General features: G+C 66.2%; 11 protein-coding genes. 7 read left to right on the top strand and 4 right to left on the bottom strand.

All coding sequences use genetic code 11. The features are described from left to right. Window positions 1-22: 22 nt before the first annotated feature. Window positions 23-4036 carry a phosphoribosylformylglycinamidine synthase gene (gene purL / locus CAP2UW1_RS16400; RefSeq protein ID WP_015767745.1) on the bottom strand — a complete coding sequence of 1338 codons (4014 nt, stop codon included), beginning with the start codon at window positions 4034-4036 and terminating at the stop codon, window positions 23-25. A gap of 126 nt (window positions 4037-4162) precedes the next feature. Here purL and CAP2UW1_RS16395 point away from each other — a divergent pair, with 126 nt between their 5' ends. Next, window positions 4163-5074, top strand: a complete 912-nt coding sequence (locus CAP2UW1_RS16395; RefSeq protein WP_041568642.1) for a histone deacetylase family protein — start codon at window positions 4163-4165, stop codon at window positions 5072-5074. Between the two features lie 9 nt (window positions 5075-5083). Further along, complete coding sequence (locus CAP2UW1_RS16390; protein ID WP_015767743.1) at window positions 5084-6595, top strand: bifunctional ADP-dependent NAD(P)H-hydrate dehydratase/NAD(P)H-hydrate epimerase; 1512 nt, start codon at window positions 5084-5086, stop codon at window positions 6593-6595. 27 nt (window positions 6596-6622) lie between these two features. On the opposite strand, the gene CAP2UW1_RS16385 is transcribed toward CAP2UW1_RS16390, so the two are convergent. From CAP2UW1_RS16385 to CAP2UW1_RS16375, 3 genes are all read right to left on the bottom strand, one after another. Next, complete coding sequence (locus tag CAP2UW1_RS16385) at window positions 6623-7915, bottom strand: sensor histidine kinase (protein WP_015767742.1); 1293 nt, start codon at window positions 7913-7915, stop codon at window positions 6623-6625. Further along, complete coding sequence (locus CAP2UW1_RS16380; RefSeq protein ID WP_015767741.1) at window positions 7912-8571, bottom strand: response regulator transcription factor; 660 nt, start codon at window positions 8569-8571, stop codon at window positions 7912-7914. Before CAP2UW1_RS16380 ends, CAP2UW1_RS16385 begins: the two co-directional genes overlap by 4 nt. Before the next feature lie 254 nt (window positions 8572-8825). Next, window positions 8826-9797 carry a patatin-like phospholipase family protein gene (locus CAP2UW1_RS16375; RefSeq protein WP_015767740.1) on the bottom strand — a complete coding sequence of 324 codons (972 nt, stop codon included), beginning with the start codon at window positions 9795-9797 and terminating at the stop codon, window positions 8826-8828. A 272-nt stretch (window positions 9798-10069) separates the two neighbouring features. Between CAP2UW1_RS16375 and CAP2UW1_RS16370 the strand changes: the two genes are divergently transcribed. Genes CAP2UW1_RS16370 through CAP2UW1_RS16350 form a run of 5 tightly spaced genes read left to right on the top strand, consistent with a single transcriptional unit; the run spans window position 10070 to window position 15147 of the window. Next, the gene (locus CAP2UW1_RS16370; RefSeq protein WP_049778593.1) at window positions 10070-11797 is read left to right on the top strand and encodes an ArnT family glycosyltransferase; all 1728 of its coding nucleotides are present in this window, start codon (window positions 10070-10072) and stop codon (window positions 11795-11797) included. A gap of 1 nt (window position 11798) precedes the next feature. Continuing rightward, window positions 11799-12170, top strand: coding sequence for an SMR family transporter (locus CAP2UW1_RS16365; RefSeq protein ID WP_015767738.1), 372 nt, complete (start codon window positions 11799-11801; stop codon window positions 12168-12170). After that, complete coding sequence (locus tag CAP2UW1_RS16360) at window positions 12167-13279, top strand: DegT/DnrJ/EryC1/StrS family aminotransferase (RefSeq protein WP_015767737.1); 1113 nt, start codon at window positions 12167-12169, stop codon at window positions 13277-13279. The genes CAP2UW1_RS16365 and CAP2UW1_RS16360 overlap by 4 nt, the downstream gene beginning before the upstream one ends. Window positions 13280-13282: 3 nt before the next feature. Beyond that, window positions 13283-14221, top strand: coding sequence for a glycosyltransferase (locus tag CAP2UW1_RS16355; RefSeq protein WP_015767736.1), 939 nt, complete (start codon window positions 13283-13285; stop codon window positions 14219-14221). After that, window positions 14218-15147 (top strand): formyltransferase, encoded by a 930-nt coding sequence (locus CAP2UW1_RS16350; protein ID WP_015767735.1) that lies wholly within the window; start codon window positions 14218-14220, stop codon window positions 15145-15147. Before CAP2UW1_RS16355 ends, CAP2UW1_RS16350 begins: the two co-directional genes overlap by 4 nt. Window positions 15148-15149: the final 2 nt, after the last annotated feature.

Raw genomic sequence — 15149 nt, 5'->3', positions numbered from 1 at the left:
CTTTCGGCGAGTGCCTGGTCGCCTAGGCGACCCACTGCCGCGCATTGCGGAACATGCGCAGCCACGGCGAATCGTGCCAGCCGCGCGCGTCCCAGTCGGCCGGGTGCCAGGACATCTGCACGCTGCGGAAGACGCGTTCGGGGTGCGGCATCATGATCGAGAAGCGACCGTCGTCGGTCGTCAGGCCGGTGATTCCTGCCGGCGAGCCGTTCGGATTGTACGGATAGGTTTCCGTCGCCTTTGCCGCCGAGTCGATGAAGCGCATGGCGACGAGCGCGCGCGCCTGTTGCTCGGCAGCCGCGAAGACGGCGCGTCCCTCGCCATGCGAAACGACCACCGGCAGGCGACTACCGCCCATTCCGGAAAAGAAGATCGACGGCGACTCGGCTATCTCGACCATCGAAAAGCGCGCTTCGAACTGCTCGACCCGATTACGTTCGAAACGCGGCCAGGCGTCGGCGCCGGGAATGATGTCCTTGAGCGCACTCATCATCTGGCAACCGTTGCAGACGCCCAAGGCAAAGCTGTCGGCGCGCGCAAAGAACGCCGAGAAGGCGGCACGCGCCCGTTCGTTGAACAGGATCGTCTTCGCCCAGCCCTGACCGGCGCCGAGCACGTCGCCGTAGGAGAATCCACCGCAGGCGACGGCACCCTTGAAGTCGTCGAGAAGGATGCGGCCGGTGAGGATGTCGCTCATGTGTACGTCGATGGCCGCGAAGCCGGCACGATCGAAAGCGGCGGCCATCTCGACGTGGCCATTGACGCCCTGTTCGCGGAGGATCGCCACGCGCGGGCGAGTCCCTGTGTTGATGAACGGTGCGGCGACGTCGTCCGTGGGATCGAAGCTCAGCGTCACCGACAGGCCGCCGTCGGTGGCGTCGCCGATCCGGTCGTACTCCTGCTGGGCGCACTCCGGGTTGTCGCGCAGTTGTTGCATGCGGAAGCTGGTCTCCGACCAGGCACGCTGCAGATCGACGCGCGTCTCACTGAGCACGGCCCGGGCATTGCGGATGATGCGGATCTGGTCCCAGCGATTGGGCGAGCCGATGAATTGCGCGCAGCTTCCCAGTCCGGCTGACCGGAGCACGCCCATGACCTGGCCGCGCTGCTCGCGCCGGATTTGCACCACGGCACCGAGTTCCTCGCAGAACAGGGCGCGCATCAATATCTCGAAAGAACGGCCGTTGAGCAGTTCGGGACGCTTTTCGTTGCCATCGACGTCGCTCATCAGCGGGTCGTAGCACAGACCGTCGGTGTCGATCGAAACGCCGCAGTGTCCGGCAAAGGCCATCTCGCAAATGGCGGCAAACAGCCCGCCGTCCGAGCGATCGTGGTAGGCGAGCAGCAGGTTGTCGGCGGCGAGTTGGCGAATGGCAGAGAAGAAGGCGACGAGGCGCGCCGGATCATCGACATCGGGTGCGTCGCTGCCTGTGGCGTTGTGGACCTGTGCCAGCGCCGACCCCCCGAGGCGGTTGCGGCCGGCACCGAGATCGATGAGCAGGAGATCGGTCTCCCCGGCATCGAGGACCAGTTGCGGGGTCAGCGTCCGGCGCGCATCCTGCACGCGCGCGAAGCCGGTGACGATCACCGACAACGGCGATACCACCTGCTTCCGGCAATCGCCTTGCTCGCCGTCACCTTCCGTCCAGCCGGTTCGCATCGACAGCGAATCCTTGCCGACGGGTATCGAGACACCGATCGCCTGGCAAAGATCGGAAACTGCCCGCACCGTGTCGAACAGTCGCGCATCTTCGCCGGGGAAGCCGGCGGCGGCCATCCAGTTGGCGGACAGTTTGACGTCGCCGAGCGTCGCGACGTCGGCGGCGGCGAGATTGGTCAAGGCTTCGCCAAGCGCCATCCGACCCGAAGCGGGCGCGTCGATCACCGCCAACGGTGCGCGCTCGCCGATCGCGAAGGCCTCGCCGAGATGCCCCTGAAACGACATCAGAGTGACTGCCACGTCGGCGCACGCTACCTGCCAGGGGCCGACCATCTGGTCGCGCGCGGTCAGGCCGCCGACGCTGCGATCGCCGATGGTGATCAGGAAGTTCTTGTCGGCCACGGCCGGCAGACGCAGCACGCGATAGGCGGCTTCCTGCAGGTCGACCGCGGTAGCGTCGAAGGGCACCGTCAGCGGCGGCAGGCGGTCGACGGCACGCGTCATGCGCGGCGGCTTGCCGAGCAGGGCGTCCATGTCCATGTTCACCGGTTCATTGCCGAAATGACTGTCGCTGACCACCAGGCGCGTTTCCGCGGTGGTGACGCCGACGATTGCCGAAGGGCAGCGCTCGCGCTCGCACAGCGCCGAAAACTCGCCGAGGCGGCCGGGCGGCATGGCCAGCACGTAGCGCTCCTGTGCCTCGTTGCACCAGATCTCGGCCGGCGACATGCCGGGCTCCTCGATGTTTACGGCACGCAGTTCGAAGCGCGCCCCGCAGCCGGCGCCGTGCGCCAGTTCGGGCAGGGCATTCGAGATGCCGCCGGCACCGACGTCATGCACCGAGAGGATCGGATTGCCGTCAGCGGCTGCCGAGCCGTCACCGCTCGGCGCACCCATCTGCCAGCAGCGGTCGATGACTTCCTGGGCACGCCGCTGCATTTCGGGGTTGCCGCGCTGCACCGAAGCAAAATCCAGATCCTCGCTGTTGCTGCCGGTGGTCATCGAACTGGCCGCGCCACCGCCGAGGCCGATGAGCATGCCGGGGCCGCCGATCTGTAGCAGCAGCGTGCCGGCCGAAAGCGTTTCGGCCTTGAACGACTGGCTGGCCGAGATGTTGCCGACGCCGCCGGCGATCATGATCGGTTTGTGGTAACCACGCACCAATTGCTGGTCACCGGTGAACTGCTCGTAGGTACGGAAATAGCCTGCCAGGTTGGGCCGGCCGAACTCGTTGTTGAAGGCGGCTGCGCCGAGCGGACCCTCGAGCATGATGGCCAGCGGCGAGGCGATGCGTGCCGGGCGTCCGTAGGTGGCCGTCGCGCGCTCCCACGGCTGGAGTGCCTCCGGAATGTTGAGGTTGGACACCGAGAAGCCACACAGGCCGGCTTTCGGCTTCGAGCCCCGCCCGGTGGCGCCTTCGTCGCGGATCTCGCCGCCCGAGCCGGTGGCCGCGCCTGGGAAGGGCGAAATCGCCGTCGGGTGGTTGTGCGTTTCGACCTTGGCAAGGATGTGGGTCAGCTCTTCGTGATACGCGTAGCGACCATCCGCCCCAGCATGGAAGCGCGGCACGCTGGCGCCTTCGATGATCGACGCGTTATCGGTATAGGCGACGATCGTTCCTGCCGGGTGCGCGCGGTGCGTTTCACGGATCATGCCGAACAGCGTTTCGCTGCGCGGCTGCCCGTCGATGACCCAGGACGCGTTGAAGATCTTGTGCCGGCAATGCTCCGAATTGGCCTGCGCGAACATCATCAATTCGACGTCGGTCGGGTTGCGCCCTGCCCGCACGAACAACTCGACGAGGTAATCGACTTCGTCGTCCGACAGGGCCAGCCCAAGCCGGGAATTGGCGTCGATCAGGGCTGCGCGACCGCCACCCAGCAGATCGACACCGGTCAGTGGTCGCGGGGCAAAATGGCGGAACAGATCGGCGGTCTGTGCGGGGTCGTCGAGCACCGTCTCGAGCATGCGGTCGTGCAGCAACGCCGCGATATCGCGCCTGTCGGTGGCCGACAACTTGCGCCGTCGCGCATGCAGGAGGTAGGCGACGCCGCGTTCGATGCGCTCGATCGTGTGCAGACCGCTGTTCCAGGCGATGTCGGTGGCCTTCGACGACCAGGGCGAGATGGTCCCGATGCGCGGCGTGACGAGGAACAACTGGCCGCGCTCGCTGTTCGCTTCCGGGCGTTCTTCGAGGAGTGCCGAGAGTTGCCGACGCTCGCTGTCGGTCAACGGCTGCCGGGTCGCCACAAAGTGCCAGTACTCGGCGGTGATGATGCGTACCCCGGGCACGCCGGCGGCCAGAGCCTGCTGCAGACGCTGCAGGCGGAAAGAGGACAGGGCGGGGGCTCCGCGGAGGGTGAGGATGTCGGCCATGGCGCGCTGCAGAGAAGGGCAGGCAAGCCTGCGTTAAGGAAGCGGAGGCGCGATTATAGCCGACGCCGGCAGAGCAGCCCCTGGACAGGTCAATTACAATTGGCGCGAAACTCGCCCATGCCGCGCGTGAAACTCTTCTATACCGACACTTTCGTTTTGCCTTTGCCGCCTGGCCATCGCTTCCCGATGGAGAAGTATGCGCGCCTGCGGGAGCGCTTGCGCGCCTCCGGCCAGTTTGCCGACGCGGACTTTCGCAGCCCCATGGCGGCCAGCACCGAGCAGCTTTGCCATGCCCATGTCGCCGAGTACGTCGCGCGCGTCTGCCGCGGTGACCTGAGTGCGGCCGAGATCCGGCGTATCGGCTTTCCCTGGAGCGAAGGCATGGTCGAGCGGTCGCGGCGTTCCGCCGGTGCAACGATCGCCGCCTGCCGGATAGCGCTGCAGGAGACCTGCGCGATCAATCTGGCCGGCGGTACCCACCACGCGCATGCCGACCATGGCGAGGGTTTCTGCGTGTTCAACGATGCGGCGGTCGCCGCGCGCGTGCTGCGCGCCGAAGGATGCGTGCAGCGGCTGGCCGTGGTCGATTGCGACGTCCATCAGGGCAACGGCACGGCGAGCATCTGCGCCGAAGATGCCTCTGTCTTCACCTTCTCGATCCATGCCCAGAAGAACTTTCCTTTTGCCAAGGCAATCAGCGACCTCGACGTCGGGCTACCCGACGGTACCGGCGATACCGTCTACCTGCAACAGCTGGCCTGGGCACTCGACCAGGTGTTCGCGCGTGCGCGGCCGGACCTCGTCATCTATCTGGCTGGCGCCGACCCCTACTGCGATGACCGTCTGGGTCGCTTGGCGCTGACCTTCGACGGCCTTGCCGCACGTGATGAAATGGTCTTCGCGGCGTGCCGCGACCGGCGCGTGCCGGTCGCGGTGGCGATGGCCGGCGGTTACGCGCACGTGATCGACGATACGGTCAGCATCCACTGCCGGACGGTACTTGCCGCACGGCGAATCTTCGACCCCTTGTTGGGCTAGGATCTGTCAATGAACACACGCACCCGATCACAGGCGCTGTATCGCGCCGCCGACCTGCGGACCATCGAGACGCTTGCCGTCGATCAGCCGCTGATGCAGCGTGCCGGTCTGGCCGCCGCCGATCTGGCAACATCGCTTTGTCGCTTGCAGGGGGCGGCAGTGCTCGTTCTCGCCGGGCCGGGCAACAACGGCGGCGACGCTTTCGTTGCCGCACGGCACTTGCGCGAACGCCGATTCACCGTGAGCGTGGTTTTTGCCGGGGAAGTCGGCCGCCTGCCGGCTGATGCGGCGACGGCCTACCGGCGCTTCATCGACGACGGCGGTAGCGTTCTCGACGGCATACCGAATGGTCTGCGCTGGTCGCTGATCATCGACGGGTTGTTCGGCATCGGGCTACAACGACCGGTCGGCGGCCGCCATGGCGAGCTCGTCGCGGCGGCCAATGCGCTCGCCGTTCGCGACCACTGTCCCCTGCTCGCTCTTGACTGCCCGAGCGGTCTCGACGCGGACACCGGCAAGCTCTGCGGCACGGCGATTCGGGCCAGCCACACGATCACCTTCATCGCCGGCAAGCCTGGCTTGCTCACCGGTGATGGCCCGGACCACTGCGGTACGGTTTCGGTCGCCGCCCTCGAGCTCGATGCCGAGCGGCTGGCGAATGCTAGCGCGCATACGATCGGTACCGACTTGTTCGTCGATTACCTTTGCCCACGCGCCAGGAACAGCCACAAGGGCAGCTACGGCAGCGCCGGTGTTCTCGGCGGGGCGAGCAGTATGGTCGGCGCGGCCTTCCTGGCGGGACGCGCTGCCCTCAGGCTCGGCAGCGGCCGCGTCTACCTGGGATTGCTCGACCCGCAGGCGCCGACGATCGACCCGGTACAGCCGGAGCTGATGCTGCGCCAACCCGCTGCCTTGCTGGCTGTCGGGCTGACGGCCCTGGCCTGCGGGCCGGGGATGGGCGGCGGCGAGGTCGCGCTGGGCCTCCTCGAGCGGGCCTGCGCGCTTGATCTGCCGTTACTGCTCGATGCCGATGCACTGAATCTGCTGGCCGCCGAGAGCCGGTTGCAGAGGGTGCTCGCTGAACGCCGCCAGTGCCCGTCTCCGCTGCTGCTGACGCCGCATCCGAGCGAGGCGGCACGCCTGCTCGGCGCCGATACCAGCGTCGTCCAGGCCGACCGCGGCGCGGCCGCGCTCGAACTCGCCAGCCGCTACCAGGCTCTGGTGGTGCTCAAGGGTTGCGGCAGCATCGTCGCCACGCCTGACGGGCGCTGGTTTGTCAACACAACCGGCAATCCCGGCCTCGCTGCGGCCGGCACCGGTGATGTCCTCAGCGGTCTGGTCGTCGCACTGCTCGCACAGGGCTGGCCGGCCCTCGAGGGCCTGCTCGCGGCCGTGCATCTGCACGGCTTGGCCGCGGACGAGCGCGTTGCCGCTGGCTGCGGACCCGTCGGCCTGACTGCCAGCGAAGTCATCGATGGTGCACGCACCTGCTTCAACCGCTGGGTCGCGCAGGGGCGGTAGCGCTGCGGCGGCCGCCGTCCTTGTCTCTCAAGCCTGGGCAAGCCGCAGTTCGGCAGCGAAGCCTCGATCGACCTCGGGAAGCGACAGCCTGCCGCCGTGCGCACGCGCGACCAGATCAGCCAACATCAGACCGAGTCCGGTGTGGCCCTCGTAGGCTTGCGCGGCGATCGCCTCCTGGAGTTCGCCGCGCTGGGCAGCGCTGACCCCCGGCCCGTCGTCGTGTACGCGCAGCGCAGCGCTCGCTGGCGTCGACACGATGACATGGCTCGCACCGTTGCGCAGCGCGTTGTCGAACAGGTTCAGCAGTGCCGCTGCGAGCAGGTCACCGTCGGCGGAAAGCGTCTGCGATGCCTCCACGGTGATGGACAGTCCTTCGATCGGCAGGCGCCCAACCAGGGACGCGAGATCCAGGGGCTGGCGTCGCAGGTCAACGCCGCTGCGGAACAGCGTCAGCAGCGCCGTCACGACGCGCTGCAGGCGGGCGGCAGCGCTACGCACGCGCTGCAGGCGGGGTTGCAGCTGCGCTGGGCATTCGCGCAAGGCCACCGCGAGCTGGGCATCGATACCGGCCAGTGGCGTGCGCAGCGAGTGTGCCGCATGCGCGGTGAAGGCGCGCTCATGCGCCAGACGACGCGCGAGTCGGTCGGTCAGCGCGTCGATGGCGGCGTGCACGGGTCGCAGCTCGGCGCGCTCGGCCGCGCCGAGAGTGGCGCCGAGGATCAGGGGATCGTGCCGGGCGAGTCGCTCAGCCAGATGCTCGAGGGGCAGCAACTCCTGCCGGAGGCGCGCCCGCAGCCACAAGTGAGCGAGCAGTGCGATGGCGAGCGTGGCGAGTGCGGCGCTCAAGGCGACCTCGATTTTCGCCTCACGACGTTCGTCCTGACTCTGGGCGACATAGAGCAGGTGCGTGCCACCCGCCAGGTGAGTGCCGAAGACGCGCCACGCCGGTACGTCGGCGAAGCCCGTGGACGGAGTTGTCCGTAATGGGTGGGTGGGCGCCAGCGGTGAAGCGAGAAGAATACGTGCCCCGCTGCTTGGCGAATACTCCACCACCTGCCAGGTGAAGCGGCCGCTTGGCGCTGGCGTCGTCGCTTCGTTCGTCTCCTTCGGCGTGCCGGCCACCGCGCTCGTCTCGCTGGGAGTGGGCAACGAGGCGTCAAGCACCTGGGCCGCCGCCAGCAGGGTATCGTCGAGCAGTTCGTCTATCTCCTGCTGCACCGCCAGGCACACGGCAAGCGACACCGACAGGGTCCATAGTACCGACCAGCCGAGCAGGGCGCGCGTCACGCGTGTCCGGATCGACGGCAGGCCTGATTTCATGCCTGTGCCGCAATGCGGTAGCCAAGCCCGCGTACGGTTTCGACGAGATCAAAGCCGAGTTTGCGTCGCAGGCCCGACACATGCACCTCGATGGCGTTGCTCGCCAACTCCGCTTCGAAGCCAAGCACCAGTCGCTCGAGGTCGGCTTTGGGGACGATGCGTCCGGCGCGCAGGACCAGAGCTTCGAGGATCGACCACTCGCGGCCGGTCAGCTCGATGCGTTGGCCGGCCAACCAGGCGCTGCGCGCCGTCAGGTCGACCTCGACCCTGCCGAAGGACAGCCGCGACGCCGCGCCGCCGGCGCTACGCCGGCACACCGCCCGCAACCGAGCCGACAGTTCTTCCGGGGCGAACGGTTTGACGAGGTAGTCGTCGGCGCCGCTGTCGAGGCCCTGAACACGGTCGCTGAGCAGGTCGCGCGCGGTCAGCATCAATGCCGGAGTACTGTCGCGGGCACTGCGCCGCGCACGCAGCCAAGCGAGGCCGGAGCCATCCGGTAACTGCCAGTCGACGAGCAAGGCGTCGTATGGCTCGCCGCGGTAGGCCGTTGCTTCGTGCAGGCTGCGGCACCAGTCGACGCGGTGGCCCTCGCCGCTCAGGAAGTCGCGCAGGCCCTCGCCGAGCAGTTCGTCGTCTTCGATCAGTAGCAGTCGCATGGGTGTCGGAACGGCCGCTTTGTCGCGGATGGTCAAGGCCGGACATTGTGCCGAAGAATGCTGTTCATGGCCATCGGTGGCCGGCCGGGGAGCGCGCCGTGCAGGGCCCACTTCAGTTCGCGCGACGAGATCGTCAACGCCTTCGACAACGCTGTTGTACAGCGACCACGTTCTGGCCTGCCTGCTGCGGCGTCATCACCCGAGCGGGCCGCACCGTGGTGACGTTGGCGTCGCCAAAGACTCAGCGGCATCGCCTACAAAGTGGAGAACATCGCCGCAGCCTCTTGCTGGCCCAGTTCAAAATAGCGCTTCTGAGCGCTCCGGTCCTTTAGCGAAATGGTCATGCTCTCGAGGTCCTTCGGCCGCAGAACGTGCAAAGGCTTCGCGTAATAGCGCCGGCCACCGATCTCCGCGCTTTGCTGGCCCATGGCCTCGAGCATTTCGTTGATCAGGGTCGCCTGCGCGAAGATGCGGGCGTTGGGCAGCGTCAGTTGCATATCGCTGACCAGCAGATGTGTGTCGATGCCGTTGAACGGCAGGATGAACGACTTGGCGTGGTAAAGCTTGTCAAGTTCCCGGTGGTAGTCGTAGTCGGTGAAATCGACGGCAATGATCTCGTCGACGTCGTCGTCCTCGAACAGCGTTCGCAGCGGCGTGTTGTCGAGATAGCCACCCTCGATGTAGTAGTCGCCGTCGATGGTGATGGCCTTGAAATAGGGAATGGTGGTGATCCCGGCGAGGAAGGCGTCCATGAAGACGTCCAGGCTGGCATCGTCGATGGTGGGCAGGATCTCATTGACGTTGAACGACCTCCCTTGCCGCCGGCTGAGATTGGTCGCACGGATGTCCCAGCGCATCGCCTTGAGATGCTCGGCCAGCAGTTCGCGTCGTCGGGGATCGTCGAGGAGGAGCGATTTGCGGCAACTGTCCTTGTCAACAGTGAACAAGTGCGTGCCGGTGGGCAGCAACTGGGGGCGCAGACCCAGAAAGTTGGAAAAGATCTGGAAAATGTCGGTGACGTCAAGGCGGACCGTACGCGTCAGGACCGGTGGCAACTCTTCGCTCTGCCAGTCCCAGAGGAGGTAGTCGATAACGATGTTGTTGCCGGAACTGGTCGACGTGAGATGCACGACCGCGACGTCGTTCTTCTTCAGCCAGACCAGCACGCCTTCCGTATAGAAGCTCCGATAGCCGCCACCCGATGCCACGAAACCGTATCTGGTCATGCGCATTTCCTTCGCGTGTTGGTAAGGTTCTGGCGAGCCTGAAAGTCATGCTCAAGTGCTCGTGTATAATACTCCGCCTATCCGCTGGGCAATGCGCTTCCTGTCCCCGACTCTCCCCTGAAACAGTCCTTCCCGAATGAGACTTCAGCGCGACATCCAACGCGGTCAGTCTGCGATTGTCGTCTGCGGCAACGGCCATGCGCGTCCTGGTGACTGGCGCTGCGCAGGCGGCTCGACCATCCCGCGGCGCCAGTGAGCGAATGAGTCGCCGCGTGACCTGGCTACTCTGGATCGTCCTCGCGGCGGTCTGGTTCGGCACGCTCGGCCAGCGCGCGCTGACACGCCCGGACGAAGGTCGCTACGCGGAAATCCCGCGGGAAATGGCAGTCAGCGGCGACTGGCTGACACCCCGCCTCAACGACATCAAGTATTTTGAAAAGCCCGCTCTCCAGTACTGGGCGACAGCCGCCGGCTTCAAGGTTTTCGCTGACAACGAGTGGACAGCACGCCTCTGGCCGGCGCTGACCGGCTTTTTCAGCATCGTGCTGGTCTGGTGGACCGGGCGCCGGCTCTGGGGGGCGCAGGCGGGCCACCTGGCGGCCGCTATCCTCGCGAGTTCGCTTCTCTTCGTTGGCATGGGCCATATTCTGACCCTGGACATGGGGCTATCGTTCTTTCTGCAGGTGGCGTGGACGGGCTGTCTTTTTGCCCAACAGGAGGACCGTCTGACCAGTCGGCGCTGGATGCTCCTGGCCTGGGCAGGGCTGGCGCTGGCGGTCCTGTCCAAGGGTATCGTCGCCCTGGTCTTGACTGGCGCCACGCTGGTCGGCTACACGCTGCTCAACCGGGACACCTCGCCATGGCGGCGGCTTTCGCCCCTGGCCGGTCTGGCCTTGTTCCTGATCGTCGCCGCCCCCTGGTTCGTCGCGGTTTCCGTGGCGAACCCCGAGTTTCCCCATTTCTTCTTCATCCACGAGCACTTCGAGCGATTCCTCAGCACGGTCCACCGCCGCGACGAGCCGCCCTGGTTTTTTCTAGCGGTATACAGCCTCGGCGCCCTGCCATGGACACTGCTCCTGCTGCAAGCCGTGCCCAGGGCCTGGAGTCGGGGTGTTGCCCGCACGTTCAGTCCGGAGCGCTTCGTGCTGCTCTGGGTGTTGACAACTTTCGCCTTCTTCAACGTGTCCGGTTCCAAGATGGCACCCTACATCCTGCCCATTTTCCCGGCGCTGGCCTTGCTCGGCGGACGTCATGTTACCGACTTGTCGCGGCGAGCCTGGCTGATTCACCTGGCACTGCTGGCCGTGGTGGCGCTCGCCGGCCTGGTGCTGGCCCCCCGGACAATGGACCTGGTGGGCCAGGAGTACACGCCGGCGATGCTGCAAGGCGTAGCCACGTGGCTGAGCGGCGCCGCTGCAGTTTTTCTGGTGGCCATCATGGGCGCGGCGGCGCTGGTCTGGCGACACCGCCAAGCGGCTGCGGCGATCGTCCTGGCCGTTGGCGGATGCCTGGGCAGCAGCGCGCTGCTTCTTGGCCACGACCATCTCTCACCCTACACGTCCACCCGGGACCTGGCCGCCCAGGCATTGCCCCGGATCAAGCCTGGCCTGCCCTTCTACAGCGTTCTCTCTTACGAGCAGACGCTGCCTTTCTATCTCAAGCGGACACTGACTCTGGTCGCCAACCAGAATGAGATGGACTTCGGCCTCGAGCACGAGCCGCAGAAATGGATTCCCACCGTTGACGAGTTCAAGGCGCGCTGGCGCGAGGACCGAGGGGCCTACGCGGTGATGAAGATCGATGTCTTCGAGAAGCTTCTCGCCGAGGGTCTGCCGATGGCCGAGATCGCCCGCAACCGGCGCTACGTCATCGCCGAGAAGATCAGCACGCCTTCCGCGCCTCGCTCGAGCGAGGGGTGCGCGACAGCGGTGTCCGGCGCGCCGTCCCCGTCGGCCAACCCTTCGCTCGGCGAGCGAGCATGCGACGGAGCCATACGTTGAGATGACCACGATAGCCTTCATCCTGATCCTCACCGGCGTGCTGCTCAACGCCGCCGCGCAACTGCTGCTCAAGGCGGGCACCAATGCCATCGGCCATTTCGATTTCCAGCTCGACAACGTCATCCCGATCGGCATGAAGATCGCTGGCGAGCCGTTCATCATCGGTGGCATGGCTTGTTATGCGGTCAGCGTGGTGGTCTGGATCATGGCCCTGTCGCGGGTGCCGGTGAGCATTGCCTACCCGATGCTTTCGATCGGTTATGTAGTCAATGCGGTGATTGCCCACTACTGGTTCGGCGAGGTGCTGGTCCTGCAGAAGCTGTTGGGTATCGGCTTCATCATCATCGGCCTGCTCCTGGTGGCCAACTCGTGAGCGCAACGTTTCTCCCCTTCACCCGTCCATCGATCGACGAGGAGACCATTGCCGCGGTTGCCGACGTCCTGCGCTCCGGCTGGATCACCAGCGGTCCGCAGGTACAGGCCTTCGAGGCTGCTCTCTCGGATTTCTGCGGCGGCCGCTGTGTGCGTGCTTTCAACTCCGGCACTGCTGCCCTCGAAGTGGCACTGCGCCTGGCGGGGGTCGGTGCCGGTGACGAGGTGATCAGCACCCCCTTGACCTGGGTGGCCACGGCCAACGTGATCCTCGAAGTGGGCGCCACACCGGTGCTGGTGGACATCGATCCGGCGACCCGGAACCTTGACCTCGATTTGCTCGAAGCCGCCATTACGCCGCGGACGAGAGCCCTCATCCCCGTGGATCTCGCCGGTCTGCCCGTCGACCGTGATCGCCTCTACGCCATCGCCGCTCGGCACAGCGTGCGGGTAGTCGAGGATGCGGCGCAGTCCCTCGGCGCGTCCTGGAACGGCAAGACGATCGGCAGCACCGGCGACTTCGTCGCCTTCAGCTTCCACGCCAACAAGAACCTGACCACCGGTGAGGGCGGGGCGCTGGTCCTGCCGGCAGACATCGGCCCTGAGCGCTGCGAGCTTCTGCGCCTGCAGGGCGTCAAACGCCAGCCCGATGGCAACATGGACGTGGACGTGCTGGGAGGCAAGTTCAATCTCACCGATATCGCTGCCGCCATCGGCCTGGGCCAGCTCAAGCGCCTGCACGGGTTCACCGAGCGGCGCCGGGTGCTGGCCCGGCGATACTTCGAACGGCTTGACCCGGCCCTTGGCCTGGAACTGCCGCCAGCGGACTTCGCCAACAGCAACTGGCACATGTTGCAGCCGCTGTTGCCGCCGGGCACCGACCGCGGGGCCTTTATCGCGGCGATGAAGGAGCAGGGCATAGGCGTTGGCGTGCATTACCCGGCCTTGCACCGGTTCACCCTGTATCGCGGCCTCGGCTTCCGGGCCGGTCAGTTCCCGCATGCCGAGGATGTGGGTGCCAGGACGGTTAGCTTGCCGCTGTTTCCGGCGATGACCGAGGCTGACGTGGAACGTGTCTGCATGGCCCTCGCCAAAGCACTCGAGCGTTGAGCCATGCGCACCCCTGAGATCTCCGTGGTCATTCCGGTTTACGACGAGGAAGCCGGCCTGCAGACCCTCTTCGACCGCATCTACCCGGCGCTTGACCGGCTCGGCGAGTCCTACGAGGTCATCTTCGTAAACGACGGCAGCCGCGACCGCTCGGCGGCCATTTTGCGCGAGCAATACCAGAAGCGACCCGAAGTGACGCGCGCCATTCTCCTCGCCGCCAACGCCGGCCAGCACATGGCGATCCTCGCGGGTTTCGAGAAAGCACGTGGCCAGATCATCGTGACGCTGGATGCCGACCTGCAAAACCCGCCGGAAGAGATCGGCAAGTTGATCGCCAAGATGCGCGAAGGCCACGATTACGTCGGCAGCATCCGCCGCCGGCGCCAGGACAGCCTGTTCCGCAACTGGGCGTCGAAGGCCATGAACCGCCTGCGCGAGACGACCACGCGCATCAAGATCACCGACCAGGGGAACATGTTGCGAGCCTATTCCCGCAGCGTGGTGGATGCCATCAATTCCTGCCGCGAGGTCAGCACCTTCATTCCGGCGCTCGCCTACACCTTCGCCCGCCACCCGACCGAGGTGATGGTGGAGCACGCCGAGCGGGCCGCCGGCGAGTCCAAGTACTCGCTGTACAGCCTGATCCGTCTCAACTTCGACCTGATGACCGGTTTTTCACTGGTGCCCCTGCAATGGTTCTCGATGCTCGGCATCGTCGTCTCCATGGGGTCGGCGGCGCTGTTCGTCCTGCTGATCGTGCGCCGAATCCTGCTCGGCCCGGAAGCCGAGGGGCTGTTCACCCTCTTTGCCCTGGTCTTCTTCCTGATTGGTCTGGCGTTGTTCGGCATCGGCCTGCTCGGTGAATACGTGGGACGCGTTTATCTGCAGGTGCGCCACCGTCCCCGCTACCTGATCGAAGCCGTGCTGGAAGAAGGCGAATGAGCGCTGCCCCACGCGCCGTCGTCTTCGCCTACCACAACGTCGGTGCCCGTTGCTTGCGGGTGCTGATCGCGCATGGCGTCGACGTGGCCCTGGTGGTCAGCCACGCGGACGATCCTGCGGAGAACCTGTGGTTCGAGCGGGTGGCGGACCTGGCGGGCGACTACGGCATCCCCGTCGTGACGCCCGAGGATCCCGGCACGCCCGAGTTCGTCGCTCGGGTGCAGGCCCTGCGACCCGATTTCCTCTTCTCCTTCTACTACCGCCTGATGCTTTGTCCCGCCTTGCTGGCCATCCCGCGCGGCGCCTACAACATGCATGGCTCGTTGCTGCCCAAGTACCGCGGCCGGGCACCGGTGAACTGGGCGCTGATCCACGGTGAGCGGGAAACCGGCGCCACCTTGCACCGCATGGTCGACAAGCCGGATGCCGGCGAGATCGTCGCCCGGCAGGCGGTGCCGATTCTGCCCGACGACACGGCGCGCGAAGTTTTCAACAAGGTGACGGTCGCCGCCGAACTGGCCCTGGACCGAGTACTGCCGGCGCTGCTCGCGGGCACCGCGGCGCACGCGCCGCTCGACCTGAAAGCGGGAAGTTATTTCGCTGGGCGCAAGCCGGAGGATGGTCGCATCGACTGGGCCCAGCCGGCCGCCGTCGTGCACAACCTGATCCGCGCCGTTGCCCCGCCCTACCCGGGTGCCTTCTTTGACCTGGATGGCCGCCGCATCGTCATCACGCGTAGCCTTTTCCGGCCGGGCGAGACCGGGCCGGCCGGGCAGCCAGCGCTGTATGCGGACGACACGCGACTGCTGGCCCGTTGCGCCGACGGTGGGGTGCTGAGAATTCTCTCCCTGGAAGTCGACGGCGAAGCCATTCCTCCCTCCGCGCTGCCTGCACGAGTGGGCCAGCATCCTATTCCCTTGCTCTGAAT

Origin of the sequence: Candidatus Accumulibacter phosphatis (genome assembly GCF_000024165.1) — a bacterium.
Taxonomy (GTDB): domain Bacteria; phylum Pseudomonadota; class Gammaproteobacteria; order Burkholderiales; family Rhodocyclaceae; genus Accumulibacter; species Accumulibacter phosphatis.
Note: the sequence above shows the minus strand (reverse complement) of the source record. Positions and strands in the feature narration are given on the sequence as shown.